Source organism: Rubrivivax gelatinosus IL144, assembly GCF_000284255.1.
In the GTDB taxonomy this organism is placed as follows: domain Bacteria; phylum Pseudomonadota; class Gammaproteobacteria; order Burkholderiales; family Burkholderiaceae_C; genus Rubrivivax; species Rubrivivax gelatinosus_A.
Genome location: NC_017075.1, coordinates 411729 through 437535 on the forward strand (window position 1 = coordinate 411729; position 25807 = coordinate 437535).

General features: G+C 71.6%; 20 protein-coding genes. 15 read left to right on the top strand and 5 right to left on the bottom strand.

From position 1 onward, the window contains the following. Nucleotides 1–87: 87 nt before the first annotated feature. Complete coding sequence (locus RGE_RS01955) at nt 88–1401, bottom strand: PilZ domain-containing protein (protein WP_014426620.1); 1314 nt, start codon at nt 1399–1401, stop codon at nt 88–90. Between the two features lie 230 nt (nt 1402–1631). Between RGE_RS01955 and RGE_RS01960 the strand changes: the two genes are divergently transcribed. From RGE_RS01960 to RGE_RS01975, 4 genes are read left to right on the top strand one after another with little or no spacing between them, the layout of a single operon-like run. Then, nucleotides 1632–2294 (top strand): hypothetical protein, encoded by a 663-nt coding sequence (locus RGE_RS01960; RefSeq protein ID WP_014426621.1) that lies wholly within the window; start codon nt 1632–1634, stop codon nt 2292–2294. A 20-nt stretch (nt 2295–2314) separates the two neighbouring features. Beyond that, nucleotides 2315–2596 carry an HPr-rel-A system PqqD family peptide chaperone gene (locus RGE_RS01965; protein WP_232505045.1) on the top strand — a complete coding sequence of 94 codons (282 nt, stop codon included), beginning with the start codon at nt 2315–2317 and terminating at the stop codon, nt 2594–2596. Further along, the gene (locus RGE_RS01970) at nt 2593–3510 is read left to right on the top strand and encodes an HprK-related kinase A (RefSeq protein WP_014426623.1); all 918 of its coding nucleotides are present in this window, start codon (nt 2593–2595) and stop codon (nt 3508–3510) included. The genes RGE_RS01965 and RGE_RS01970 overlap by 4 nt, the downstream gene beginning before the upstream one ends. After that, nucleotides 3507–4613 carry a nucleotidyltransferase domain-containing protein gene (locus tag RGE_RS01975; RefSeq protein WP_014426624.1) on the top strand — a complete coding sequence of 369 codons (1107 nt, stop codon included), beginning with the start codon at nt 3507–3509 and terminating at the stop codon, nt 4611–4613. Before RGE_RS01970 ends, RGE_RS01975 begins: the two co-directional genes overlap by 4 nt. A gap of 1 nt (nt 4614) precedes the next feature. On the opposite strand, the gene prsT is transcribed toward RGE_RS01975, so the two are convergent. The 4 genes from prsT to RGE_RS01995 all read right to left on the bottom strand — a co-directional run bounded on the left by prsT (nt 4615) and on the right by RGE_RS01995 (nt 12371). Continuing rightward, nucleotides 4615–7380: an XrtA/PEP-CTERM system TPR-repeat protein PrsT gene (gene prsT / locus RGE_RS01980; RefSeq protein ID WP_014426625.1), complete on the bottom strand. Its 2766-nt coding sequence runs from the start codon at nt 7378–7380 to the stop codon at nt 4615–4617. Between the two features lie 69 nt (nt 7381–7449). Next, nucleotides 7450–8823 carry a PEP-CTERM-box response regulator transcription factor gene (gene prsR, locus RGE_RS01985; protein ID WP_014426626.1) on the bottom strand — a complete coding sequence of 458 codons (1374 nt, stop codon included), beginning with the start codon at nt 8821–8823 and terminating at the stop codon, nt 7450–7452. After that, nucleotides 8820–10922 (bottom strand): XrtA/PEP-CTERM system histidine kinase PrsK, encoded by a 2103-nt coding sequence (prsK, locus tag RGE_RS01990; RefSeq protein ID WP_014426627.1) that lies wholly within the window; start codon nt 10920–10922, stop codon nt 8820–8822. Before prsK ends, prsR begins: the two co-directional genes overlap by 4 nt. Before the next feature lie 66 nt (nt 10923–10988). Beyond that, nucleotides 10989–12371: a TIGR03013 family XrtA/PEP-CTERM system glycosyltransferase gene (locus RGE_RS01995; RefSeq protein ID WP_014426628.1), complete on the bottom strand. Its 1383-nt coding sequence runs from the start codon at nt 12369–12371 to the stop codon at nt 10989–10991. 502 nt (nt 12372–12873) lie between these two features. Between RGE_RS01995 and RGE_RS02000 the strand changes: the two genes are divergently transcribed. From RGE_RS02000 to RGE_RS02050, 11 genes are read left to right on the top strand one after another with little or no spacing between them, the layout of a single operon-like run. After that, complete coding sequence (locus tag RGE_RS02000; protein WP_043783710.1) at nt 12874–13467, top strand: XrtA/PEP-CTERM system exopolysaccharide export protein; 594 nt, start codon at nt 12874–12876, stop codon at nt 13465–13467. A gap of 34 nt (nt 13468–13501) precedes the next feature. Then, nucleotides 13502–15088 (top strand): XrtA system polysaccharide chain length determinant, encoded by a 1587-nt coding sequence (locus RGE_RS02005; protein ID WP_014426630.1) that lies wholly within the window; start codon nt 13502–13504, stop codon nt 15086–15088. Nucleotides 15089–15095: 7 nt separating this feature from the next. Next, nucleotides 15096–16043 (top strand): XrtA-associated tyrosine autokinase, encoded by a 948-nt coding sequence (locus RGE_RS02010; RefSeq protein WP_014426631.1) that lies wholly within the window; start codon nt 15096–15098, stop codon nt 16041–16043. 4 nt (nt 16044–16047) lie between these two features. Then, nucleotides 16048–17547: a TIGR03016 family PEP-CTERM system-associated outer membrane protein gene (locus RGE_RS02015; RefSeq protein WP_014426632.1), complete on the top strand. Its 1500-nt coding sequence runs from the start codon at nt 16048–16050 to the stop codon at nt 17545–17547. Between the two features lie 2 nt (nt 17548–17549). Further along, the gene (locus RGE_RS02020; protein ID WP_014426633.1) at nt 17550–18653 is read left to right on the top strand and encodes an XrtA/PEP-CTERM system-associated ATPase; all 1104 of its coding nucleotides are present in this window, start codon (nt 17550–17552) and stop codon (nt 18651–18653) included. Beyond that, the gene (wecB, locus tag RGE_RS02025; RefSeq protein ID WP_014426634.1) at nt 18650–19771 is read left to right on the top strand and encodes a non-hydrolyzing UDP-N-acetylglucosamine 2-epimerase; all 1122 of its coding nucleotides are present in this window, start codon (nt 18650–18652) and stop codon (nt 19769–19771) included. The genes RGE_RS02020 and wecB overlap by 4 nt, the downstream gene beginning before the upstream one ends. Before the next feature lie 13 nt (nt 19772–19784). Next, complete coding sequence (locus RGE_RS02030) at nt 19785–20648, top strand: XrtA system polysaccharide deacetylase (protein ID WP_014426635.1); 864 nt, start codon at nt 19785–19787, stop codon at nt 20646–20648. A gap of 6 nt (nt 20649–20654) precedes the next feature. Then, a complete protein-coding gene (locus RGE_RS02035) occupies nt 20655–21692 on the top strand; it encodes a FemAB family XrtA/PEP-CTERM system-associated protein (protein ID WP_014426636.1) in 1038 nt (345 codons plus the stop codon). A gap of 2 nt (nt 21693–21694) precedes the next feature. After that, nucleotides 21695–22906 (top strand): TIGR03087 family PEP-CTERM/XrtA system glycosyltransferase, encoded by a 1212-nt coding sequence (locus RGE_RS02040; protein ID WP_014426637.1) that lies wholly within the window; start codon nt 21695–21697, stop codon nt 22904–22906. An 11-nt stretch (nt 22907–22917) separates the two neighbouring features. Beyond that, nucleotides 22918–24471 carry an exosortase A gene (gene xrtA / locus RGE_RS02045; protein WP_014426638.1) on the top strand — a complete coding sequence of 518 codons (1554 nt, stop codon included), beginning with the start codon at nt 22918–22920 and terminating at the stop codon, nt 24469–24471. 37 nt (nt 24472–24508) lie between these two features. Then, nucleotides 24509–25789, top strand: a complete 1281-nt coding sequence (locus RGE_RS02050; protein WP_014426639.1) for a nucleotide sugar dehydrogenase — start codon at nt 24509–24511, stop codon at nt 25787–25789. The last annotated feature ends 18 nt before the right edge of the window (nt 25790–25807 follow it).

Below are 25807 nucleotides of genomic sequence, written 5' to 3' on the forward strand. Positions count from 1 at the left end.
GCGGACGGGCCGGGGATCCGGGTCGGAAGCGGGGCGCGCACGGTGCGGGCAGCATAGCATCCGGCCGGGCGCCGGCCGCCCCCGCATTCAGGCCGCGCGGCGGTCGGATCGTTCCGCCGATGCAGGCGCCTCGGGCGCCAGGTCGGCGTAGGTCGTGCCGGTCTCCAGCAGGCGCACGCAGCGCAGCCAGGCCGGGTCGGGCGCCTCGACGCGGAAGCCGTGGTAGTGGCCGACGGCGGTCGGCACCCGGCGCACGACTTCGGCGAGCACGGCCGACTCGACGCCTTCGCCGAGCTGCACCTTGAGCCAGCCGCGGGCGCCCAGCGGCAGGTCGTTGGCGCCGTGGGCCTGGAAGCCCTGCTGCGAGAGTTCGACGACTTCCAGCGCCTGCGGGCGGTCTTCCAGCGACAGCACCGCCGGGCACTTGAGCGAATAACGCGGGTGGCGGCGCAGCGAGGCGCTGCCGGCCTGGTGGCCGTAGGGCAGCGGCGGCAGCACGGCGGCGTACTCGGGGTTGTCGTAGATGCTGTGCAGCAGCCCCAGGCGGCGCGTGTCGAGCTGGGCGAAGCAGTCGGTGCGCTGGGTGAAGAAGTAGTCCAGCAGCGCCGGCGTCATCACCGGGTCGTTGGTCGTGAAATAGCGGCGCTCCGGCAGCTTGGCGTTGGGCAGCGTCGAGGTGATGAAGTAGCGGTAGAGGTCCTTGCGCGGCGCGCGGCCGTCGTAGCCGTCCTTCAGCAGCGTCGGTGCCTCGTGCAGGTCCAGCGTGGCGCCGACCGCCGGCGCGCCGTTGGCGAAGTCGTAGTGGTCGACCTCGGAGGCCTGCAGGCGGCGGAAGAACAGCAGCGACTCGTAGAGCTCGATCTTCGCCGGGTTCACGGCGATGACCAGGTGCCGGGTGTCGAAGCAGTGCACGCAGTAGTCGTGCATGAACTTCATCATCGGGAACAGGATCTTGCCGCCGGTGGAGCGGAACTTCGGGTGCACCGCCAGGGCCGAGATCTCGGCGATGCGCCCCGGCTGGGCGCGCACCGCGGTCAGGTCGAAGACCGACTGCAGCGGGAAGCCGAAGACGCCTTCGCGGATCATCGACAGCGTGCCGACGACCTCGCCGTCCCAGAAGGCGGCGATCGTCGTCGTCGTCGGCAGCGCGTGGTAGGGCGTCACGCGCAGGCCCGAGGGGTGCGGCTTCATGAAGCCGCTGGCGACGTAGGCGTCGTGCAGCAGGCGGAAGCACGCCTCCAGGTCCTGGCGCGAGTCGACGATGCGCAGTTGCAGCCGCGAGTCCGGCGCCGGGTCGCAGTCGACCATGCGACGGAAGATCGCGTGGCGGGTCGTCTCGGGCAACATGCCCATCGCCGACCGGACCCCGGCGTGGAGGTTCTTGCGCAGACTGGTGCTCATGCCTCGGTTACGGCGCGCGAAGGTGCGAGCTTGAGACTTTGCAACAGCTTGTCGCAATTGAGCGTCGGTGCTTTCATGCGAGAAGGACTGCACACGTGGGGGCCCGGGGCGGCGCCGACCACCGATTCAAGGGCCCGTTGCAAGCTGTGTCAGCCCGGGGTGGCGCACTACACTTCGGCGACCGGACCCGCTCCAGGGTTTCCGCCTGCGCCGAATCCGAGGGAGCCGTGATGAACGACAGCCAACACCCCGTCGAATCGCCCGAACCGGGCCACGACCCGGCCGCCCCGGCCGCGGGCTTCTCCGCCCGCCGGCGCCGGCTGCTGAGGATCGCCGGCGGCGCCGCCCCGGCCTCGCTGATGCTCGTGGGCCGGCCGGTGCACGCCACCTACAACTGCGTCTCGACCTCGGCCTGGGGCTCGGCGATGGTCTCGGCCAGCGCCACCGCCGGCAGCTCGCACAGCACGCCGATCGACTGCTGGTCCTATTCGCACTGGTGCAACAACACCAGCTACGGCAGCTACGGCAAGCCTTGGGACAAGCTCTGCTCCAAGCTCAACAAGTACCAGGGCGACTTCACCAAGGCCAAGGCGAACATCAAGATCAGCGACTGCGGCATCGTCACGCCGACCGGCCTGGACAAGAGCTACAAGGTCTACGACGCGCTGATGGGCACCTGCACCGGCTCGTCCGACTTCACGAAGAACATCATGGTCGCCCTGCTGAACCAGATGTTGCTGGGCACGTCCAGCCTGTCGCCGACGCGCTGCGCGCCGGCGCCGGACGTCTACACGATGGCCGGTGGCAACTACCGCCTGCCTTCGGGCAAGTCCTGGGGCAAGACCGAGATCAACGACTACGTCAAGAAGAACTACCTGTCGCGTCCGAACTGACGCGGCCGGCCGTGCTCTGGATGCTCGCGCCCCGGCCCGCGGTGCTGCTGCGCACCTGGGACGACGACGCGAGCGGTATCGCCTACGACGACCGCAACGGCGACACTTTCGTGCTCGGGCCGCTGGCCCTGGAGCTGATCACCATGCTGCATGAAGGCGGCGCCCGCGCCCCCGAGGCCTTGCTCGCCGAACTGGCCCGCGGCCTCGGCGGGCAGGCGCCGGCCACGCTGGCGGCCGACATCGAGGCCGAACTGGCCCGGCTTTCGGAACGCGGATTGGTCCTGTCGCTGCCGTCCACTTGAAGCTCTCGGAACTCGATCGGGCGTCGCTGCAACGGCGCCTGCAGGGCGGCGGCCTGTGCCTGGACCTGCACCCGTTCACCGCCCGCGTGCGCTCGCCGCTGCCGGCGCTGGCCGACGCGGTGGCGCTGCTCTACGCCGATTTTCCGCTCGCGCCCGACGACGGCTTCGTCGACTTCCACCTCGAGATCCGCGCCTTGCCGCGCTGGCTGCCCTGGCGCGAGCGCCGCGCGCGCTTCGTCTTCGACGGCCTGCCGGCCTTCGTCGGCCTGCCGGCGCGCCAGGCGCCGACGATGCTCGAATGGGGCCTGAACTGGTGCGTCGCGGCCCATGCCCACCAGTTCCTGGTCTGCCACGCCGCGGTGCTCGAGCGTGACGGCCAGGCCCTGGTGCTGCCGGCGCCACCGGGATCGGGCAAGAGCACGCTGACGGCGGTGCTGGCCCACCGCGGCTGGCGGCTGCTGTCTGACGAGCTCGCGCTGCTCGACCCGGCGACCGGCCTGGTGCACGGCATGGCGCGCTCGGTGAACCTGAAGAACGCGTCGATCGAGCTCGTCGCCGGCCATCTGCCCGAGGCCGTGATCTCGCCGCCGGTGCCCGACACGCTCAAAGGCACGGTGGCGCTGATGCGCCCGCCGGCCGAGGCCGTGCGCCGGCGCGCCGAACCCGCCTTGCCCGCCTGGGTCGTGCTGCCGCGCTGGCAGGCCGGCGCGCGCGCCGCCTTCGAGCGCATCGACCGCGCCGAGGCCGCGCTGCTGCTGGCCGAACAGTCCTTCAACTACCACGTGCTCGGCCGCGAAGGCTTCGAGGTGCTGACGGCGATGGTCGGCCGCACGCGCTGCCTGCGTTTCGTCTACGGCGCGCTCGACGAACTGGTGCCGGCCTTCGAGGCGCTGGCCGCGGGGGACGTGGCGTGAGCCGCAGCCTGCTCGTCGAGGTGCTGCTGGCGCCGGCGCGTGCCGCGGCGCTGCCGCCGGCCGGCTGGGATCTGCTGGTGCGCCAGGCGCGCCGGGCCAACCTGATCGCACGGCTGCACGACGTGCTGGCCGACGCCGGCGTGCAGGCGCCGCCGGCGGCGCAGGCGCACCTGACGGCCGCGCGCCGCATCGCCGATGCCCAGCGCCAGCGCATGCGCTGGGAGCTCGACCGCGTCGCCGAAGCCCTGGCCGGCGCGACGCCGCAGGCCGTCGTGCTCAAGGGCGGCGCCTACCTGGCGCTGGACCTGCCGCTGGCGCGTTCGCGCCTGTACGGCGACCTGGACCTGCTGGTGCCGCGCGAGGCGCTGGCCGAGGTCGAGAGCCGGCTGCTGATCCACGGCTGGGTCGTCGAGTCGCTGTCGGCCTATGACGAGCAGTACTACCGGCGCTGGATGCACGAGCTGCCGCCGATGCGCCACCGCCGCCGCGGCACCGTGCTCGACGTGCACCACACGCTGCTGCCGCTGACCTCGCGCACCGCGCTGGCGACGCCGGCCCTGTTCGAGGACCTGCGCCCGCTGGCCGCCTGGCCGGGGCTGTCGACCTTCGCCCCGCCGGACCTGCTGCTGCACAGCGCGACCCATCTGTTCCACGAAGGCGAGTTCGCCAACGGCCTGCGCGACCTGTTCGACCTGGACGCGCTGGTGCGCCACCACGGCCGCGACGCCGGCTACTGGGAGCGCACCGTCGAACGCGCCGGCCGCCTCGGCCTGCGCCGGCCGCTGCACTACGCGCTGCGCCACAGTGAACGTGCGCTGGGCACGCCGGTGCCGCCCGAGGTGCAGCGCGAGCTGGCGCGCGCGGCGCCGCCCTGGCCGCTGCCCGCGCTGCTGGACGCCTGCTACGCGCGCGCGCTGCAGCCCCAGCACCCGAGCTGCGAGACGCCGGGCGCGCCGGCGGCGCGGCTGGCGCTGTACGTGCGCTCGCACTGGCTGCGCATGCCGCTGCCGCTGCTCGTGCGCCACCTCGCGCGCAAGGCTTGGCGGCGCCTGACCGGCGCCGAGCTGCGCGAGCAGGAAGCCGCGCAGCGCCAGGACGGCTGACTCAGCTCACCTTCTTCAGCAGTTCCGCGACCTCGGTCTGGCCGTCGAAGCCCGGCCCCAGCTTGGCGAGCTTGTCGAGTTCGGCGCGTGCGCCGGCCTTGTCGCCCGACTGCAGCAGCAGCTTGGCCAGCGTCAGGCGCAGCGCCGGCGCCTCGGGGGCGCGCTGCACCGTGTCCTTCTGCAGTGCCAGCGCGCGCGGCAGCTGGCCTTCGGCGGCGGCGGCCAGCGCCAGCGTGTCGCGCAGCGCCGCCTGGCCGGGCGCGACGGTGTTGGCCTTCTCGGCCATCGCCAGCGCGCCGGGCTTGCCCTGCTTGAGCAGCAGCCAGGCGACGTTGTTCAGCGCCAGCGGGTTGTTCGGCTGGCGCGAGAGCACCTCGCGGTAGCGCGCCTCGGCGCCGGCCCAGTCCTGGCGCGCCAGCGCCTCGTCGCCGAGGTGGAAGCGGAAGGCCAGGTCCTCGGCATGCTGCTTCTGCCAGCCGGCGGCGAAACGCTCGGCCTCGTCGCCGTGGCCGGTGGCGCGCAGCGCGGCGTGCAGCCGGATCGCGGTGTCGGCGCCGGGCGCCTTCTGCACCGCGCTGCGCAGCACGGCCAGCGCGGCCTCGGGCTTGCGCCGCGCCAGCTCGACCTCGGCTTCGGCCAGGTAGCCGACGGCCTCGGCCGGGCGCTGCTTCTGGATCTCGCGCGCCAGCGCGACGGCCTCGGCGTAGCGGCCGTCGGCCGTGTACAGGCCGATCAGCGCGCGCTGCGCGGGCACCAGCTTCGGTGCCAGGTCCAGGGCGGACTTCAGGGCGCGCTCGGCGGCCGCCGGATCCTTCAGGCCCAGATGGGCGTCGCTCTGGCCCAGCAACCCGGCGGGCGAACGCGGCAGCATCTGCGACAGCTTCTGGAAGCTGGTCAGCGCCTGCTGGTAGTCCTGGCTGGCGAGTTCGGCGCGAGCCTGCGCGGCCAGCAGGTCGGCGCTGGACGGCAGCGCGGTCGTCGCATCGCGCGCGGCCGCCAGCGCGCCGCGGGCGTCGCGGCGGGCGAGGCGGTCGTCGATCAGCCGCAGCCGCGGCAGCGCCTCGTTCGGCGCGGCCTTCACGGCGGCCGCGAGCTGGGCGCTGACCGCGTCGGCGCCGGCACCGGTGCGCTCCAGCCATTCGGCCAGCGCCAGCATCGCGCGCCAGTTCTTCGGGTCGCGCGCGATCTCGGCGTCGAAACGCTGGCGCGCCGCGGCGGCCTTGCCGTCGGCGAGGTCGAGCGCGGCCAGGCTGGCGACGGCCGGGAAATAGGTGGCGTCGCGCTTGGCGGCGCGCTCGAAGGCGGCGCGTGCGCCGGCACGGTCGCCGCCGGTGAGCAGCACGCGCCCGCGCAGCAGCTCGGGCGTCGGGTCGTGCGGCCGCTTGGCGTCGAGCGCGTCGATCGCCTTCAGCGCCTTGGCACGGTCGCCGCGGCGCAGCAGCGAGGCGATCAGCGCCATGTCGGCGCCGACGCCGCTGTCCCCGGCGGCCAGCGTCTCCAGCTCGCCCAGCCCGGCGGCGTCGCCGCGGCCGATCTTGCCCATCGCGAGCGCGGTGCGCGCCCGCGGGTCCTGCGGCGCCAGCTTGGCGGCCTGGGCGAACGCGGCCTCGGCCTGGTGCGCCTGGCCGTTCTGCAGGTGGGCCTGACCGGCCAGCAGCAGCGTCTCGGCGCGCGGCTTGCCGCCGTCGAGTTCGGGCTGCAGCAAGGCCAGCGCCTTGTCGGCCTGGCCGCCGCGCAGGTAGATCTGGGCCAGCAGCCCGGTGGCCAGCGGCATGCCCGGCTGCAGCTGCACGGCCTTGGCGAGCAGCGTCTCGGCCTGCGGCAAGGCGCGCAGCTGGTACTCGGCAGCGCCGGCGAGCTGCAGCACGACCGGGTTGTTGGGCGTCGCCTGCACCAGCGGCTGGGTCAGCTTGCGCACGCCTTCGTAGTCGCCGCGCAGGTAGGCGATCTGGGCCTGCAGCAGCTTGGTGCCGGCCACGTCGGGCAGGGTCTTGGCCAGCTGCTGCACGTGGGCCTCGGCAGCGTCGAGCTGGCCGCCGGCCACGAGCAGGCCGACGAGGGCCTGGTGGGCCGTCATCTTGCGCGCATCGGCCTCGACGGCGCGGCGGTAGGCGGCCAGCGCGGCATCGCGGTCGTGGCGGCCGTACTGTTCGAGCTGGCCCTTCAGCAGCCAGGCGTCGGCCTGCTTCGGGTCGGCGGCGGTCATGCGGTCGACGAGCGCCAGCGCGCCGTCGACGTCCTGCCGCGACGCCAGCATGCGCGCCTTCAGCAGCATCGCCGGCGCCCAGTCGGGCTGGGCCTTCAGCGCCGCGTCGACGGCCGCGGCCGCCTTCTCGGCCTGGTCGAGCTTCAGGTAGGCCTGGGCCAGCGTCGTCGCCAGGTCGGCGTCGGCGGCCGGCTGGCCCAGCGTGGTGTCGGCCCAGGTCTGCACGATGCGGCGCTCTTCGCCGGTGGCCAGCAGCGCACGCGCCAGCGGCGGCACGACGCGGGCCTCGGGCAGCTTGAGCTGGGTGGCCTTGCGCAGCTCGACGCTGGCGCCGGCGGCGTCGCCGCTGGCCAGCAGCGTCGTGCCCAGCAGCAGCCGGGCCTCGGCGAGATCGGGGTTCTTCTGCAGCGCCGACTTCAGCGAGATCGTCGCCGACTTGGTGTCGTGTTGCGCCAGCGAGTCCTTGGCCGTGGCCAGCAGTTCGTCGGCGGACGGGCCGCCGCAGGCGGCGAGCAGGGCCGCGACGGCGAGCGTGGCGGCGGAGCGGGTGAGGGTCTTCATGTCAGGGTTCGGAACCGTTGCATCTTCGGGCGTCGGGCAGGGGGATCGGCGCCGCCCGGGGCGCCGCCGTCACTTGATCGCCAGACGGTGCATCAGGTCGTAGAGCGTCGGCCGGCTGATGCCCAGCAGCTCCGAGGCCTTGACGATGTTGTTGTTGGCCCGCGCCAGCGCGGCGATCACCGTCTGGCGCTCGGCGGCCTCGCGCGCGGCGCGCAGGTCGAACTCGGACGCGTCGCCGGCGCTGTCGTCGCGCGTCGGCACCTTGAGGCCCATGTCCTGCGCCGTGACGCGTGTGCCATCGGCCATGATCGAGGCGCGCTTGACGACGTTGAGCAGCTCGCGCACGTTGCCCGGCCAGGCGTGGGCGGCGATGGCCTGCAGCGCGTCCTCGCTGAAGACCAGCGAGCCGCGGCGCTGCTCCTGCGCGAAGCGGCGCAGGAAGGCGTGCGCCAGCAGCACCGCGTCGCCCTGGCGCGAGCGCAGCGGCGGGATCTTCACCTCGATCTCGGCGAGGCGGTAGTACAGGTCCTCGCGGAAGCGGCCTTCGGCGATCAGCGCCTGCAGATCCTGGTGCGTGGCGCCGACGACGCGCACGTCGACCGGGATCTCCTGGCGCGCGCCCAGGCGCTCGATCTTGCGTTCCTGCAGGAAGCGCAACAGCTTGGCCTGCAGCGCCGCGGGCAGGTCGCCGATCTCGTCGAGCATCAGCGTGCCGCCGTTGGCGGTCTCGATCTTGCCCGGCGTCGTCTTCGCGGCGCCGGTGAACGCGCCCTTCTCGTAGCCGAAGAGTTCGCTCTCGAGCAGGTTCTCGGGGATCGCCGCGCAGTTGATGGCGACGAAACGCCCGCTGCGCCGCGAGGCCTGGTGCAGGCCCTGTGCCAGCACCTCCTTGCCGGTGCCGCTCTCGCCGAGCAGCAGCACCGTCGCGTCGCTGGAGGCGACGCGCTCGACCATGCGCGAGATGCGCAGCATCTCGGGGTCGCGCGTCATCAGCCCCGACAGCGCGTCGGGCTGCTGCAGCGCCTGCAGGCGGCGGTTCTCGGTCTGCAGTTCGGCCAGGCGCATCGCGCGTTCGATCGTCAGGCCCAGCACCTCGGGGTCGAAGGGCTTGGCCAGGAAGTCGTAGGCACCCAGCGCGACGGCGCGCAAGGCGTTGGCCTGGTCGTTCTGGCCGGTCAGGACGATGACCTTGACGTGCGGGTCCAGGTCCAGCAGCTGCTCGAGCAGCTTGAAGCCTTCGGAGACCGAGTCGGGGTCGGGCGGCAGGCCCAGGTCCATCGTGACGACGGTGGGCTGCACGCGGCGGTACTGCAGGATCGCGGCTTCGCGGTCGGCGGCGGTGGCGCAGTCGTAGCGATCGAGCGACCACTTGATCTGCTTCTGCAGCGCGAGGTCGTCCTCGACGATCAGCACGCGGCCGGCGGTGTCGGGGTTCAGGCTCATGCGGACATCCGGAGGTCGGAAGAGGCGTGGGTCTCGAACAGCGGCATCAGCAGCGTGATGACGGTGCCTTCGCCGACGCGGCTGGCGACGTCGATCGTGCCGCCGAGCTCGCGCAGGTACTGGAAGCTCTCGTAGGAGCCGATGCCCATGCCGCTGGTCTTGGTGCTGCTGAACGGGCGGAAGAGCTTGTTGCGCACGAAGTCCTCGCTCATGCCGCAGCCGGTGTCGCCGACCACGATGCGCACCTGGCCGCCGTGGCGCGCCGCGTGCACCCAGACGCGGCCTTCGGGCGGCGTGGCGTCGAGCGCGTTGTGCACCAGGTGGCCGAGCACGCGCTCGAGCCGCTCCTCGTGGCCGCGCGTGGCCAGGCCCTCGGCGCAGTCGGCCTCGATCGTGCGCCCGGCGCTGCGCGCGGTGGCGGCGATGCGGCGCACGATGGCGGCGATCTCGACGCCGCGTGCGCCGCCGGGCGGCGTCGCGCCTTCACGCAGCTGCAGCATCAGGCGGCGCATCTTCTCGAGGGAACTCTCGACCGTCATCAGCATGTCTTGCTGGAACTCCGGGTTGGCGTGCAGGCGCTGGGCATTCTTCATCATCAGCGACAGCTGGGTGACGATGTTCTTCAAGTCGTGCACGACGAAGGCCGACATGCGGTTGAAGGCCTCGAACTTGCGTGCCTCCAGCAAGGCCTCGGTGGCCTGCATCTGCGCCAGGATGCCGGCGGCCTGGCGCGCGGCGGTCTTCAGCAGGTCGCGCACCTCCCAGTTCAGCTCCAGCGGCGTGCGCGGCCGGCCCAGCGTGACGAAGCCCAGCAGCTCGCCGGCCACCGGCAGCGGCACGACGAGCCAGGTGTCCGCCGCCTCCTGCAGCCAGCCCGGCAGCGCCAGGTTGCCGTAGCGCCGCGGGGCGTCGCGGAACTCGTCGAGGTCGATGACCCAGCCGGGCTCGCCGAGGAAGGCGACGAGCGCCGAATCGCGGCCTTCGGCGGCGCCGACCTCGGCGGTGTTCCAGCGCGCCGCCTGGCGGTAGACCTCGTCGGCAGCGCCGCGCAGCCACAGGCTGCCCGACGGCGACTCGACCATGTTCGCCAGGCCGCGCACGACCAGGCCGCCGATCTCCTGCGGCGAGCCGCGCGAGGACAGCATCGCGGTGAAGCGCAGCCACTCCTCGCGGTAGTCGTAGCGGTAGCTGAAGAAGTGCTTGCCGACGAAGACACGCAGCCGCGCGCGCGCCGCGCCGGACAGCACCAGCACGCCCAGCCCCAGCACGCCGACGGCGGCGAGCACGATCTGCAGGCCGCGGCCCCAGTCGCCGCCGAAGTAGCGCACCCAGTAGCCGAGGCCGGCCATCACCAGCAGGTAGGCGCCGACCAGGATCAGCGTCGCCGAGTAGAAGGCCGCCGAGCGCGAGACCTGCAGGCCGCGGATCCAGTCGCGCCGGCGCCGGGCCGCGACCAGCAGCCAGGGCATCGCCAGCGCGACGACCAGGCCGCGCACGCCCAGCGCGTCGGCGTCCAGGCGGCCGAAGAGCACGCCCTCGGCGTAGACGTAGAGGTCGAAGGCGAACAGCAGCGCCAGCCCCAGGCACACCGGCTTGGCGTTCCAGCGCGAGTCCTCGGGCAGGTTGCGGAAGATCTGCTCGACCAGCACCAGCCCGACGACGGCGATCAGCAGCCAGCCGCCGAACAGCAGGCGCAGCAGCGCCGCGGGCTCGCGCGCCAGCGCGATGCCGACCAGCGCGCACAGCGCGACCAGCAGCGCCAGGCCGGCGGCGCTGCGCAAGGGGCGCAGCGCCGGGTCGGCCGCGTCGCGACCGGCGGGCTCGAGCAGCGCGAGCATGAAGCGCAGCCACAGGCCCAGGCGCAGCAGGTCCAGCAGTGCCGCAGCGTAGCCGCCGGCCAGCGTCGGATGGGCGGCCTGCCAGAACGACGCCAGCGCCCAGGCCACCGTGGCCACCAGCGCGGCGAGGAAGTTCTGGGCACTGCGGCCGTGCTGCTGGCGCCACTCGGTGCCGCGCGCGAGCGACAGCACGAAGCCGGCGTGGACCAGCGCCGCGAGCGCGAAACCGAGCAGGGCGAGTTCGGCCTCGGGGCGTTCCATGGTTCAGGCTGCGCCGGCGGGCGCTCCGTGGACGGAGCGGAGGATTCTAGGATCCCCGCCGGAGGGTCAGCGCGCCCCCTTGCCCGTCAGCACCACGCCGACCGTCTCGAACAGCACGACGAGGTCGAGGAACAGGGAATGGTTCTTCACGTAGTAGAGGTCGTACTGCAGCTTCTGCTGCGAGTCCTCGACGGTGGAACCGTACTGGTAGCGCACCTGGGCCCAGCCGGTGACGCCCGGCTTGACGCTGTGGCGCACGGCGAAGAACGGGATCTCGCGCGTCAGCTGCTCGACGAAGAACGGCCGTTCAGGGCGCGGGCCCACGAGGCTCATCTCGCCCTTGAGCACGTTGAAGAGCTGCGGCAGCTCGTCGATGCGCAGCAGCCGGATGACGTGGCCTACGCGCGTGACGCGGTCGTCGCGCGCGGTCGCCCAGCGCGGCTTGCCGTCCTTCTCGGCGTCGGTGCGCATGCTGCGGAACTTGGTCACCATGAAGCTGGCGCCGCCGAGGCCGACCCGCTCCTGGCTGTAGAAGACTGGGCCGCGGCTGTCGAGCTTGATCACCAGCGCGGTGAGCAGCATCACCGGGGTCGCCAGCACGATCAGCAGCGTGCTGAACAGGATGTCGAAGAGGCGCTTGATCGCCGTGCGCAGCGCGCCCTGGTTGAAGCCTTCGCCGAAGATCAGCCAGCCGGCGTTGACGAAGTCGATGCGGATCTGGCCCAGGCGCTTCTCGAAGTGCGTGGACAGGTCGTAGACCTTGACGCCGAAGAGCTTGCAGTCGAGCAGCTGGCGCAGCGGCATGCTGCCCGAGCGGCGCTCGGTCAGCGCGACGATGATCTCGTCGACGCCGAGCTGCTTGGCCAGGGCCGGCAGCGGCAGCTCGGAGTTCAGGATGCGGCTCTCGTCGACCGCCGCTTCCTTCTCGTTCGGGCCGGGCACGAAGCCGACGATCTCGATGCTCGGATCGGAGGACTCCAGCGTCTGCGCGACGATGTGGGCCGCCGTGCCCGAGCCGAAGATCATCACGCGAACGCGGTCGCGTTCGCGTGCACCCCAGTGCGTGACGTAGACCCGGCGCGCCACCACCGCGGCGACGCCGGCCATCGCCGCGACCTGCACGACGTGGCGGTCGGGCGTGGCCTCGGGCAGCAGGCCGAAGGTCAGCCAGGCCAGCGGCAGCGCGATGACCAGCATCGCGACGGCGCGGGCGCAGGTCTGCACCGGCGTCAGGTGGGGGCCGCGCTGGTAGATGCCGGTGGCGGCGCTGATGACCACCATGCCGGCGGCCAGCGACAGCACGTGCGGCCCGGCCACCGACAGCAGGTCGACCGCGTGGCCGAACGGCACGATGAAGACGGCGACGAGCATCAGCACCAGCAGGGCGCAGTCCGACGACACCTGGAGGACGGTCTGACGGTGCACGTAGTGGCTGAAGATGCGGATCATGATCGCTTCCGGGATGACGGCTTCGTGACGACTTTCACCCGGCGCGCGAGCGCGTTTTGGTGATGTCGACGACCGGTGCCGTGGCCCGGCCGGAGGGTGTGTTGCGTTTGCAAGCAGGCGTGACCTGTGCGGCCACTGTAGGGATCGCCACGAGGCGGCTACAACCCCCGGCTCGCGGGATCGGCGTCCCTAGCGCGTTGCCGGTTTCAAAACCGTGATTTCGGTCATGAATCCGGCGCCGTTCCCCCTGTCATGGGAGGACGTCGCGGCACGGGGCATGCATTCGGTGGCGGTATCGGTCAGGGGGTTCGGGATCGGGCCGCGGCGGGCCCTCGGATCGTGGAATCTTGCCGCCCGGAACCTTGGAACAGGGGGGCGCCGACGGGATTTTGCTTCAACCTGTTATGCCATGATTCCCGGCCTGATCCGGCCCTCGGCCACACGGAATTCCCCGGGAGATCTCGTGAAGCTCATGTCTGAAACGGCAGCGTCCGCCTGCCGCATGTTTGGTGTGCTGGTCGCCGTGGCGAGCCTGGCCGCGTGCTCGGCGATCAAGTCGTATCCGCCGGCTCCGGCCCAGGCTGCCGAACAGGACTACACCTACATCATCGGTGCCGGCGACTCGGTCAACATCATCGTCTGGCGCAACCCCGAGTTGTCGATGTCGGTGCCGGTGCGCCCCGACGGCAAGGTCTCGGCGCCGCTGGTCGACGAGGTCGTCGCCCAGGGCAAGACCTCGGTGCAGCTGGCCCGCGACCTGGAGCAGGTGCTGTCCAAGTACGTGCGCGACCCGATCGTCACGGTGCTCGTCAACGGCTTCGTCGGCCCCTACAGCGAGCAGATCCGCGTCGTCGGCGAAGCCGCGCGGCCGCAGTTCCTGCCGTTCAAGTCGAAGATGACCGTGCTCGACGTGATGATCGCCGCCGGCGGCCTCACCGACTTCGCGGCCGGCAACCGCGCCTCGATCCTGCGCACCTCCGAAGGCAACAAGCAGTACTCGGTGCGCCTGGACGACCTGATCAAGGACGGCGACGTCTCGGCCAACGTCGAGATGCGCCCGGGCGACATCCTGATCATTCCGCAGAGCTTCTTCTGAGCCCGGCCTCGCGCCCGCCGATCCCGCCGTCCTCATGCAAGAACTCGTCCGCCAAGCACTCGCCATCCTGCGCGGCATCTGGAACTACCGCTGGCAGGGGCTGATCGCTGCCTGGGTGGTGGGTCTGGTCGCCGCCGTCGTCGTCTTCCGCATCCCCGACCAGTACGAAGCCTCGGCGCGGATCTACGTCGACACGCAGTCGATCCTCAAGCCGCTGATGTCGGGCCTGACGGTGCAGCCCAACGTCGAGCAGCAGATCTCGATGCTGAGCCGCACGCTGATCAGTCGTCCGAACATCGAGAAGCTGATCCGCATGGCCGACCTCGACCTGTCCGAAGGCTCGGCGGTCGAGCAGGAAGACCTGATCCAGCGCCTGACCAAGGACATCCAGATCCGCAACACCGGGCGCGACAACCTCTATTCGCTGGTCTACCGCGACCGCGAGAGCGAGAAGGCCAAGCGCGTGATCCAGTCGCTGGTCTCGATCTTCGTCGAGTCCAGCCTGGGTGCCAGCCGCAAGGACACCGACTCGGCCAAGACCTTCCTGAACGACCAGATCAAGCAGTACGAGCAGAAGCTCGAAGAGGCCGAGGCGCGGCTCAAGGAGTTCAAGCTGCGCAACATCGAGATGCAGCCCGACGACGGCAAGAGCGCGACGTCGCGGCTGTCCGAGGCGTCGGCGGCGCTGCAGCAGGCCCAGCTCGAGCTGCGTGAGGCCGAGAACGCGCGCGACGCCGTCAAGGCCCAGCTCGCCGAGGAGAAGCGCAACGCCGAGGCCGGCACCGGCCACGCCGCGGCCGACGACGCCGCGCTCGGCATCTCGACGCCCGAGCTCGACGCGCGCATCGACGCCCAGAAGCGCAACCTCGACACGCTGCAGCAGCGCTTCACCGACCAGCACCCCGAAGTCATCATCACCAAGCGCCTGATCCGCGAGCTCGAGGAGCAGAAGAAGAAGGAGATGGCCGAGCTGCGCAAGTCGGCGCAGGCCGCGGCCGCCGTCAACCCGGCCGCCGGCGGCAACGTCGCGGTGCAGGAACTCTCGCGCATGCTGGCCGCTGCCGAGGTGCAGGTCGCCTCGCTGCGCACCCGCGTCGGCGAGTTCCAGGGGCGCCTGGCGCAGGCCCGCTCTGGGCTGAAGCTGGCGCCGCAGATCGAGGCCGAGGCCGCGCAGCTCAACCGCGACTACGACGTCTACAAGAAGAACTACGAGGACCTGGTGGCGCGCCGCCAGTCGGCCATCATGTCCGGCGAACTCGAGGTCGCCTCGGGCGTCGCCGACTTCCGCCTGATCGACCCGCCGCGCGTCGCGCCGGAACCGGTGGCGCCCAACCGCCTGCTGTTGCTGCTCGGCGCGCTCGGTGTCGCGCTGGCCGCCGGGCTCGGCGTCGCCTTCGCCGGCAGCCAGCTGCGCCCGGTCTACAACGACGCCATCGAACTGCGCACCAAGACCGGCCTGCCGCTGCTCGGCGTCGTGTCGATGGTCCTCAGCGACGAGGACCGCCGCCGCGAACGCAAGATGACGCTGCGCTTCCTCGGCGCCTCCGGCGGCCTCGTCGGCCTGTACGCCCTTGGCATCGTCGCGGTGGCCCTGCTGGCCCAGCGCGCCGCCGCCGCGTGAGATCCGTATGACCAGTCTGATCGAACAGGCCGCGCAGCGCCTCGAGCAACTCCGCCAGGCGGGCGTCGCGATTCCCGACGTCGCCGGGCCGGCGGTGCCGCAGGAGCGCCCGGCGCCCGCCCCGGAGCGTGTCGAGCCGGTGGCCACCTCGCGCCGCGTCGAGCTCAAGCTCGACGAGCTGAACGCCGCCGGCATCGTCACGCCGAACTCGCCGCGCACCGTCGTCGCCGACCAGTTCCGCGTCATCAAGCGCCCGCTGATCGCCAACGCGGTGGGCAAGGGCGCCGCCATGCTCAAGCACGGCAACCTGATCATGGTCACCAGCGCGGTGGCCGGCGAAGGCAAGAGCTTCACCTCGGTGAACCTGGCGATGAGCATCGCCGCCGAACTCGACCACACGGTCGTGCTCGTCGACGCCGACGTCGCGCGCCCGTCGCTGCTGCGCGTGCTCGGGCTGCCGCCCAGCGCCGGCCTGCTCGACGTGCTCGAAGGCAAGGCCGAGCTGTCGGACGTGCTGCTGCGCACCAACGTCGACAAGCTGACCGTGCTGCCCAGCGGCACGCCGCACGCCAAGGCGACCGAGCTGCTGGCCAGCGAGGGCATGGCGCGCCTGCTCGACGAGATGGCGACGCGCTACCCCGACCGCATCATCATCTTCGACTCGCCGCCGCTGCTGCTGACGACCGAGTCGCGCGTGCTGGCCTCGCACATGGGCCAGATCGTCGTCGTCGTCGCCGCCGGGCGCACTCACCAGTCGGCGGTGCAGCAGGCGCTGGACACCATCGACGCCTGCCCGGTGCGGCTGCTGGTGCTCAACAAGGCACGGACCGATGCCGTCGGCTACGGCGCGGGCCAGGGTTACGGCTATGGATACGGTTACGGCTATGGCCAGGACGCGGAGGCCGGCTCCGAAGGAGAGGCGTCCGAGCCTGCGGCGCCCAAAGCCGGGGACTAGCGCGATGGCGCGTCCGACGATCGTCCGCCCGCAGCCGCGGCTGGCGCTGCTGGCCATGGCCGCGCTGCTGGCCGGGCCGGCGCTGGCGCAGGAGCGCGAGGCGTTCAAGCTCGAACGTTCGATCAACCTGCAGCAGACCTTCACCGACAACGGCAAGCTCAGCGACAACGATCGCCAGGCCGAGTCGATCACCGAGGTCAGCCCCGGCATCCGCCTGTCGGGGCGATCCGGCCGCGTTCAGGGCTCGCTGGACTACCGTCTGGACCTCGTGCAGTACGCGCGCGATTCCGGCCGCAGCACGGCGCACCACCAGTTGGCTGCCGACGGCGGCGCCGAACTCGTCGACCGCCACGTCTTCCTCGACGCCAGCGCCAGCGTGTCGCAGCAGTCGATCTCGGCTTTCGGCGTGCAGTCCGGCGGCACCGGCCTGGACAACGCGAACAGCACCGACGTCGCCTCGGTGGCCGTCTCGCCGTCCGCCAAGGCGCGCCTGGGCGGGCTGATCGACCTGTCGGCGGTCGCCAACTGGCGGGCCACGCGGGCCAAGGACAGCACGGCCGGCGACAGCAACGACTGGGACGCCTCGGTGCGCGCCGGCGCCCAGCACGGCATCTTCGGCTGGAGCGTCGCCGCGACGCGCCAGACCAGCGACTACGCCGGTAGCGAAAGCTACATCAGCGACAGCGTCGTCGGCACGGTGTCGCTGTCGCTGACGCCGCGGCTGCAGGTCTTCGCCACCCACGGCGAGGACCGCTCGGACATCCTGGGCAACGGGACGCAGAAGTCGTCGAGCAACGGCTGGGGCTTCAACTGGGTGCCGGGCGTGCGCACCCAGATCTCGGGCCAGGCCGATCGCCATTTCTACGGCAACTCGCACAGCTTCAACCTCAGCCACCGCTTCCGCCGGGCGCTGATCGCCTACACCGATTCACGCGGCGTCTCGGGCCAGGACACCGAGGCGCTGGGCCCGCTGCGCCAGCGTTATCTGCAGATCTATTCGAGCTGCATGGCGGTGGTCAACAACGCCGCGACCTGCGAGCAGCTGACGCGTGCGCTGATGGGCTTCGATCCGTCGGTCTCGCTCGGTTTCCTGAACAGCGCGCCGTCGCTGCAGCGCACGCAGTCGCTGGTGATGTCGATCACCGGCACGCGCAACACCTTCGCGCTGGCGGCTTCGCGCAACCAGTCGGAGCGCCTGGGCGACCAGCAGTACGACGCCGGCGACCTGGCCATCGTGCCGCGCGTGCGCCAGTACGCGCTGACCGCCGACTGGAGCCACCGCCTGAGCACGCAGTCCTCGCTGGCGCTGACGGCGTCGTGGCAAAAGACCCCGGACGAAGACACGCAGCCCGGCAACGACCTGCGCCGCGTGGAGCTGTCGCTGACCAACACGCTGGGCCAGCGCACCACCGGGACCCTGTCGGTGAGACGCGTCTGGTTCGACAGCGAGACGAGCCCCTACCGGGAATCCGCGATCATCGGATCGCTCAACTACCGGTTCTGATCATGTACGAAGCGTTCTACGGGTTGAGCAGCAAGCCGTTCCAGCTCAACCCCGACCCGAGCTTCTTTTTCGGCAGCAAGCAGCACCGCCGCGCCAAGGCCTACCTGGAGTACGGTGTCTCGCGCAACGAGGGCTTCATCGTCATCACCGGCGAGATCGGTGCCGGCAAGACGACCGTGCTGCGCTCGCTGATCGACGGCCTGCACGGCAGCAACGTCATCGCCGGCCACCTGGTGACGACCCAGCTCGGCGCCGAGGACACGCTGCGCATGGTCGGCGCGGCCTTCGGCTTCCGCGTCAAGGACGTGCCCAAGAGCGAGCTGCTGATCACGCTGGAAGCCTTCCTCATCAGCCAGACCAGCAAGGGCAAGCGCTGCCTGCTGATCGTCGACGAGGCGCAGAACCTGACGCCGCGCGCGGTCGAGGAGCTGCGCATGCTGTCGAACTTCCAGTTCGGCAACCAGGCGCTGCTGCAGAGCTTCCTCGTCGGCCAGCCCGAGTTCCGCGAGATCCTGCAGCGCCCGGAGATGGAGCAGTTCCGCCAGCGTGTCGCGGCCACCTGCCACATCGGCCCGCTGGACGCCGAGGAGACGCAGCGCTACATCGAGCACCGCCTGAAGTGCGCCGGCTCGACCGGCAAGCCCAGCTTCGACCCGGCGGCCTTCGACGGCATCTACCAGGCCACCGGCGGCATCCCGCGGCGCGTCAACACCGTCTGCGACCGGCTGCTGCTGGCCGGCTTCCTGGCCGGCAAGACGCACCTGACGGCCGACGACGTCGCCGAGGTCGTGCGCGAGTTCCAGCAGGAAGCCGAGGTGCCGAACAAGCCGGTCAAGGCCGTCGCCGGCGCCGAGGCCCTGGCGGCCGCCGCGGCCGCGGTCAGCGCCTCGCTGGACGTCGACCTGTCGAGCCTGCAGCTGCCGGCCGAGGACGCCGAGGCGATGACGCGCCAGATCCAGGCGCTCGCCGCCGACCAGCGCGGCGACCAGCTGCAGCGGCTGGAGAAGAGCCTGCTGCGCCTGGAGCGCATCAACCTGCAGACGCTGGCGATGCTGACCAAGCTCGTCGAAGCCGCCGCCGCGGCCAAGCCTTCGGAGAAGCCGTGAACGGTCCCGTGCTCTGTGTCGTCGGCGCGCGGCCGAACTTCATGAAGATCGCGCCGATCCTGCGTGCCTTCGCCGCACACCAGCCGCCGATTCCCGCGCTGCTGGTGCACACCGGCCAGCACTACGACCAGGACATGAACGACAAGCTGTTCGTGGACTTGAACCTGCCGCGCCCGGACTTGAACCTCGAGGTCGGCTCGGGCAGCCACGCGGTGCAGACCGCCGAGGTGATGCGCCGCTTCGAGCCGGCGATCGACGCCCACCGGCCGAGCTGCGTGCTGGTCGTCGGCGACGTCAACTCGACGCTGGCCTGCGCGCTGGTGGCCGCCAAGAAGAGCGTGCCGGTGGTGCACGTCGAAGCCGGCCTGCGCAGCTTCGACCGGCGCATGCCCGAAGAGATCAACCGCGTGCTGACCGACCAGCTCGCCGACCGGCTCTACACGACCGAACGCGGCGCGCTGGACCACCTGCTGCGCGAAGGCGTGGCCGCCGAGCGCGTGTGTTTCGTCGGCAACGTGATGATCGACACGCTGCTCGCCTGCCGCGAACGCGCGCGCAGCGCCGCCGCGACGCTGCAGGCCCACGGCCACGACGCCGCACGCCTGGCCGGCGCCGCCGGCTACGGCGTCGTCACGCTGCACCGGCCGTCCAACGTCGACGACGCCGCGACGCTGCAGGAGGTGCTCGAGACGCTGTCGCTCGTCGCCGAGCGGCTGCCGCTGGTCTTCGCGCTGCATCCGCGTACCCGCGCCAACGTCGAGCGTTTCGGCCTTGGCCACTTGCTCGACCCGGCGCGCGTGACGCTGCTGCCGCCGCAGGGTTACCTGGAGATGCTGGGGCTGATGGCCGGCGCCACCGTCGTGCTCACCGACTCCGGCGGCCTGCAGGAAGAGACCACCGCACTCGGCGTGCCCTGCCTCACGATGCGCGAGAACACCGAGCGCCCGATCACCGTCGACGAAGGCACGAACACGATGGTCGGCCGCGACCGCGCCGCGATCCTCGCCGGCGTCGACGAGATCCTCGCCGGCCGCGGCAAGCGTGGCCGCGTGCCCGAGCTCTGGGACGGCCACGCCGCCGAGCGCATCGCCGCCGATCTGGCGCGCTGGCTGTCGTGAGGCACCCGCTCCGATGCTCGCCCCCGCGATCACGAACGCGCTGACGATCGACGTCGAGGACTACTTCCAGGTCTCGGCGTTCGCGCCGTACATCCGCCGCAGCGACTGGGACGCACGCGAGTGCCGCGTCGAGCGCAACGTCGAGCGCATCCTGGCGCTGCTCGACGCGCGCGGCGTCAAGGCCACCTTCTTCACGCTGGGCTGGGTCGCCGAACGCTACCCGCAGCTGGTGCGCCGCATCGTCGAAGGCGGCCATGAGCTCGCCAGCCACGGCTACGGCCACCAGCGCGCCAGCGACCTGGACCGCGCCGCCTTCCACGACGACGTCGCGCGCGCCAAGGCGATCCTCGAAGACCTCGGCGGCGTCGCCGTGCGCGGCTACCGCGCGCCCAGCTTCTCGATCGGCAAACGCAACCTCTGGGCCTTCGACACGCTGGCCGAGACCGGCCACGCCTACAGCAGCAGCATCTACCCGATCCGCCACGACCACTACGGCATGCCCGACGCGCCGCGTTTCGCCCACCGCGTCGCCGGCGGCCTGCTGGAAGTGCCGGTGAGCACCGTGCGCCTGGGCGGGCGCAACCTGCCGTCCAGCGGCGGCGGCTATTTCCGGCTGCTGCCCTACGCCGCCTCGCGCTGGCTGATCGCCCGCGTCAACCGCGAAGACCGCGAGGCCGCGGTCTTCTACTTCCACCCCTGGGAGATCGACGCCGGCCAGCCGCGTGTGCCCGGCATCGATGCCAGGACGCGTTTCCGCCACTACGTGAACATCGCCCGCATGGAGCGCAAGCTCGAGAGCCTGCTCGACGACTTCCGCTGGGGCCGCATGGACACGATCTTCCTCGACCGGGACGCCGCCGCGGCGCGCCCGGCCTGAACCGCCGTGACCACCGTCCAGCGTCTTGCCCCCGGAGACGGCCGCCTCGCCGCGGCCTGGGACGAGTACGTCTTCGCCCACCCGCAAGCGACCTTCTTCCACCGCGCCGGCTGGCAGCGCGTGCTGCGTGAGGTGTTCCGCCACGACACGCATTTCCTCTATGCCGAGCGCGGCGGCCGCATCGTCGGCGTGCTGCCGCTGGCGCGCGTGAAGAGCCTGCTGTTCGGCCATTCGCTGGCCAGCCTGCCGTTCGCGGTCTACGGCGGCGTCGTCGCCGACGACGAGGAGACCGCGCTGCTGCTGGAGGCCGCCGCCGAGCGCCTGGGCCGCGAGGCCGGCGTCGAGCACCTGGAGCTGCGCCAGCTGGCGCGCAGCCACGAAGGCTGGCCGCGCCAGGAGCTCTACGTCACCTTCCGCAAGGAGATCCTGCCCGACGAGGAGGCCAACATGCTGGCCATCCCGCGCAAGCAGCGCGCGATGGTGCGCAAGGGGCTGAAGAACGGGCTGACCAGCGCCTTCGACGACGGCGTCGAGCGCTTCTTCGCGCTCTACGCCGACAACGTGCACCGCCACGGCACGCCGGCGATGCCCCAGCGCTGGTTCCAGGCGCTGCGGCGCGAGTTCGGCGAGGACTGCAGCGTGCTCACCGTCTGCGCGCCCGACGGCCGGCCGCTGTCCTCGGTGCTGAGCTTCTATTTCCGCGACGAGATCCTGCCGTACTACGCCGGCGACGACGAAGCCGCGCGCGACCTGGCCGCCAACGACTTCAAGTACTGGGAGCTGATGCGCCACGCCTGCGCGCGTGGGCTGAAGACCTTCGACTACGGCCGCAGCAAGCAGGGCACCGGCCCTTACGCCTTCAAGAAGAACTGGGGTTTCGAGCCGACGCCGCTGGCCTACGAGTACCGGCTGTTCACGCGCGAGTCGGTGCCGCAGCACAACCCGAGCAACGCCAAGTACCAGCTGCTGATCCGCGCCTGGCGAAAGATGCCGCTGGCGATGGCCAACGCGATCGGCCCGCACATCGTGCGCAGCCTGGGGTGAGCATGGCGCGGCTGCTCTTTCTCGCCCACCGCCTGCCGTACCCGCCCAACAAGGGCGACAAGGTGCGCTCGTACCACCTGCTGCGCCACCTGCTGGCGCGCCACGAGGTGCACGTCGGCACCTTCGTCGACGACCCCGAGGACGAGGCCCACGTGCCGACGCTGGCGCGCGACTGCGCCAGCCTGTTCGCGCCGCGCCTGCACCCGCTGCGCGCGCGCGCCGCCAGCCTGGCCGCGTTGCTCGACGGCCGCGCGCTGACGCTGCGCTACTACCAGGACGCGGCGATGGCGCGCTGGGTGCGCCGCACCGTCGCCGAACGCCGCATCGACGCCGTCGTCGTCTTCTGCTCGGCGATGGCCCAGTACGCCGAAGGCCTGGGGCTGCCGACGCTGGTCGACTTCGTCGACGTCGACTCGGCCAAGTGGACCCAGTTCGCCACCGACCGCGGCGGCCCGCTGGCCTGGCTGTACCGGCGTGAAGGCGAGCGCCTGCTGGCCTACGAGCGCGAGGTCGCGGCGCGCTTCCAGCGCTCGTACTTCGTCACCGAACGCGAGACCGAACTCTTCCGCTCGCTGGCGCCCGAATGCGCCGGCGCCGTCGACGCGCTGGCCAACGGCGTCGACGCCGAGTTCTTCGCGCCCGACCCGGCGCGCGCCTCGCCGTACCCGCCCGGCGCGCCGGCCGTCGCCTTCACCGGCGCGATGGACTACTGGCCCAACGTCGATGCCGTCGTCTGGTTCGTGCAGGAGGCGCTGCCGGCGTTGCGCGCCGCGTTTCCGGGGCTCAGGCTGCACGTCGTCGGCCGCAACCCGGCGCCGGCGGTGCGTGCGCTGGCCGGCGAGGCGGTCAACGTCACCGGCACCGTGGCCGACGTGCGGCCCTGGCTGCAGCATGCCGACGTCGTCGTCGCGCCGCTGCGCCTGGCGCGCGGCATCCAGAACAAGGTGCTGGAGGCGATGGCGATGGCACGTCCGGTGGTCGCCGCCACCGGCTGCGGCTCGACGGTCGGCGCCGTCGACGGGCGCGAGATCGTGCTCGCCGCCGACGCGCCGGCCTTCGTGCGCGAGGTCGGCGCGCTGCTCGCCGACCCGGCGCGGGCCGCGGCGCTGGGCGCCGCCGGCCGCGAGCGTGTGCTGGCCGACTATTCCTGGGGCGCCAACCTGGCGCGCATCGACGACCACCTCGCCGCGGCGCTGGCCGTGCGCGCCGCCTGAAGCTGCCGACGATGAGCGCCGTTCCCGCCCCCGTGTCCCACGCCTCGCCCTGGCGCAGCGCGCTGGCCGTCTTCGTGCCGCTGCTGGCGGCGATCGGCTGGTTCTACCGCGACACCGCGCTGGCGATGGCCGACGTCTGGTGGCGCTCGGAGACCTTCGCCCACTGCCTGCTGGTGCCGCCGATCGTGCTCTGGCTGGTCTGGCGCCAGCGCGCCGTGCTGGCGGCGCTGGCGCCGCGGCCGCAGCCCTGGCTGCTGCTGCCGATGCTGGCCGTCGCCGCGTTCTGGCTGCTGTCCGAACTGGTGGCGGTCAACGCCGCGACGCAGTTCGCCTTCGTCGCGACGCTGGTGCTGGCGGTGCCGGCTGTGTTCGGCTGGCCGGTCGCGCGCACGATCTTCTTCCCGCTGATGTTCGCGTTCTTCGCCGTGCCCTTCGGCGAGTTCGCGCTGCCGTGGATGATGGAGTGGACCGCCGACTTCGTCGTCGGCGCGCTGCAGATGACCGGCGTGCCGGTCTACCGCGAAGGCCAGAACTTCGTCGTGCCCAGCGGCACCTGGTCGGTCATCGACGAGTGCAGCGGCATCCGCTACCTGATGGCCTCGTTCATGGTCGGCTCGCTGTTCGCCTACCTGAGCTACAGCTCCTGGCGCCGGCGCGCGGCCTTCATGGCGGTGTCGATCGCCGTGCCCATCGTCGCCAACTGGCTGCGCGCCTACCTGATCGTGATGCTGGCCCACCTCTCGGGCAACAAGCTCGCCGTCGGCGTCGACCACATCCTCTACGGCTGGGTGTTCTTCGGCGTCATCATCCTGGCGATGTTCTTCATCGGCTCGCGCTGGTCGCAGGCGCCGGCGCCGGCGCGCGTGCCGGCGGCCGACGAGGCGCTGGCCGCGGCGCCGCCGGCGCGGCGCGTCGCGCTCGCGGCCGTCGCGGTGGCCGTCGTCGCGCTGCTGCCGCACGGCGTGCTGGCGATGCTCGAGCGCGCCGAGGGCGATGCGCCCGCAGCGCGGCTGGCGCTGCCCGAGACCCTGGGCGCCTGGCACGCGGCCGGCACCGACGTTCCCGACTGGTCGCCCGACTATGACGACGCCTCGGCGCGTGCACGCCGTGCCTACGCCGGCCCGGCCGGCCGCGTCGGCGTGCTGCTGGACTACTACCGCGGCGAGGACGATTCGCTGAAGGTGGTCAGCACCCACCGCCTGCTCGTCGGCATGCGCGACCCGGCGTGGAGCGTGCCGCAGCACGAGACGCGCAGCGTCGAGCTCGACGGCCGGCGCGTCGCGCTGCGCCGCTCGGAGATCCACGCCCGCGTGTCGCTGTCGGGCAGCGCCGAGCGCCGCCTCGTCGTCTGGCGCCTGTACTGGATCGACGGCCGCTTCATCGGCGGCGACGTCGAGGCCAAGATCGCCGGCGCCCTGGCGCGCCTGGCCGGCCACGGGAACGAAGGCGCGACACTGCTGCTCTATGCCGACGTCGACGATGCCGACGCCGCGATCGAGGCCTTCCTGCGCGAGCAGCACGGCGCCCTCGGTTCGCTGCTCCAGCGCACGCACGACAGCCGTTAACGTCTCACCCCAAATCACTGCAGAAAGCGAGAACACCGTGAACACTGTCGCCGTCATCGGTCTGGGCTACGTCGGCCTGCCGCTCGTCGTCGAGTTCGGCAAACAGATGCGCACCATCGGCTTCGACATCGCGCAGCACAAGGTCGACGCCTGCCTGGCCGGCACCGACCCGTCGCGCGAGCTGCCCGACAGCGAGATGGCGGCCGCCACGCACGCCGTCTACACCAGCGATCCGGCGCTGCTGGCCGAGGCCGACGTCATCATCGTCGCCGTGCCGACGCCGGTCGACGAGGCCCACATCCCCGACTTCAAGCCGCTGATCGGCTCGTCGACCAGTGTCGGCCGGCACATGAAGAAGGGCGCGATCGTGGTCTACGAGAGCACCGTCTACCCCGGCGCCACCGAGGAGGTCTGCATCCCGGTGCTGGAGCGCGAGTCGGGCCTGAAGTGGAAGCGCGACTTCTTCGTCGGCTACAGCCCCGAGCGCATCAACCCGGGCGACCGCGAGCACACGCTGACCAAGATCCTGAAGATCGTCAGCGGCGACACGCCCGAGACGCTGGAGAAGGTGGCGCAGCTCTACGAGCGCATCATCGTGCCGGGCGTGCACCGCGCTAGCAGCATCAAGACCGCCGAGGCCGCCAAGGTCATCGAGAACACCCAGCGCGACCTGAACATCGCGCTGATGAACGAGCTGGCGATCATCTTCGACAAGATCGGCCTGGACACCAGCGAGGTGCTGGAAGCCGCCGGCACGAAGTGGAACTTCCTGAAGTTCAAGCCGGGCCTGGTGGGCGGCCACTGCATCGGCGTCGACCCGTACTACCTGACGCACAAGGCCGACATGCTGGGCTACCACCCGCAAGTCATCCTCGCCGGGCGGCGCATCAACGACGGCATGGGCAAGTTCATCGCCGAGCAGACGATCAAGCAGATGATCGCCTCGGGCAGCTACGTCAAGGGCGCGCGCGTCAACGTGCTCGGCCTGACCTTCAAGGAGAACTGCGGCGACCTGCGCAACAGCAAGGTCATCGACATCATCCACGAGCTGGAGAGCTACGGCGTCGACGTCTTCGTCACCGACGCCCAGGCCGAGCCCGAGGAGGCGATGCACGAGTACGGCGTGCGCCTGGTGCCCTTCGAGGAGCTGCCGCGTGCCGACGCCATCGTCGCCGCGGTCGCGCACCGCGAGTACGCCGAGCTGTCCACCGACGACCTGTGCCGCAAGCTGGTCAAGGGCGGCGCCTTCATCGACGTCAAGGCGGCCTTCGACGCCCGGGCGCTGGAAGCGGCGGGCTGCCGCGTCTGGCGCCTGTGACCGTGGAGGGCAGGGCAC

Coding starts and splice junctions, on each gene's coding strand:
- RGE_RS01955 (WP_014426620.1), bottom strand. CDS start 1,401: ATGAGCACCAGTCTGCGCAAGAACCTCCACGCCGGGGTCCGGTCGGCG.
- RGE_RS01960 (WP_014426621.1), top strand. CDS start 1,632: ATGAACGACAGCCAACACCCCGTCGAATCGCCCGAACCGGGCCACGAC.
- RGE_RS01965 (WP_232505045.1), top strand. CDS start 2,315: ATGCTCGCGCCCCGGCCCGCGGTGCTGCTGCGCACCTGGGACGACGAC.
- prsT (WP_014426625.1), bottom strand. CDS start 7,380: ATGAAGACCCTCACCCGCTCCGCCGCCACGCTCGCCGTCGCGGCCCTG.
- prsR (WP_014426626.1), bottom strand. CDS start 8,823: ATGAGCCTGAACCCCGACACCGCCGGCCGCGTGCTGATCGTCGAGGAC.
- prsK (WP_014426627.1), bottom strand. CDS start 10,922: ATGGAACGCCCCGAGGCCGAACTCGCCCTGCTCGGTTTCGCGCTCGCG.
- RGE_RS01995 (WP_014426628.1), bottom strand. CDS start 12,371: ATGATCCGCATCTTCAGCCACTACGTGCACCGTCAGACCGTCCTCCAG.
- RGE_RS02000 (WP_043783710.1), top strand. CDS start 12,874: ATGTTTGGTGTGCTGGTCGCCGTGGCGAGCCTGGCCGCGTGCTCGGCG.
- RGE_RS02005 (WP_014426630.1), top strand. CDS start 13,502: ATGCAAGAACTCGTCCGCCAAGCACTCGCCATCCTGCGCGGCATCTGG.
- RGE_RS02010 (WP_014426631.1), top strand. CDS start 15,096: ATGACCAGTCTGATCGAACAGGCCGCGCAGCGCCTCGAGCAACTCCGC.
- RGE_RS02015 (WP_014426632.1), top strand. CDS start 16,048: ATGGCGCGTCCGACGATCGTCCGCCCGCAGCCGCGGCTGGCGCTGCTG.
- RGE_RS02020 (WP_014426633.1), top strand. CDS start 17,550: ATGTACGAAGCGTTCTACGGGTTGAGCAGCAAGCCGTTCCAGCTCAAC.
- RGE_RS02030 (WP_014426635.1), top strand. CDS start 19,785: ATGCTCGCCCCCGCGATCACGAACGCGCTGACGATCGACGTCGAGGAC.
- RGE_RS02040 (WP_014426637.1), top strand. CDS start 21,695: ATGGCGCGGCTGCTCTTTCTCGCCCACCGCCTGCCGTACCCGCCCAAC.
- xrtA (WP_014426638.1), top strand. CDS start 22,918: ATGAGCGCCGTTCCCGCCCCCGTGTCCCACGCCTCGCCCTGGCGCAGC.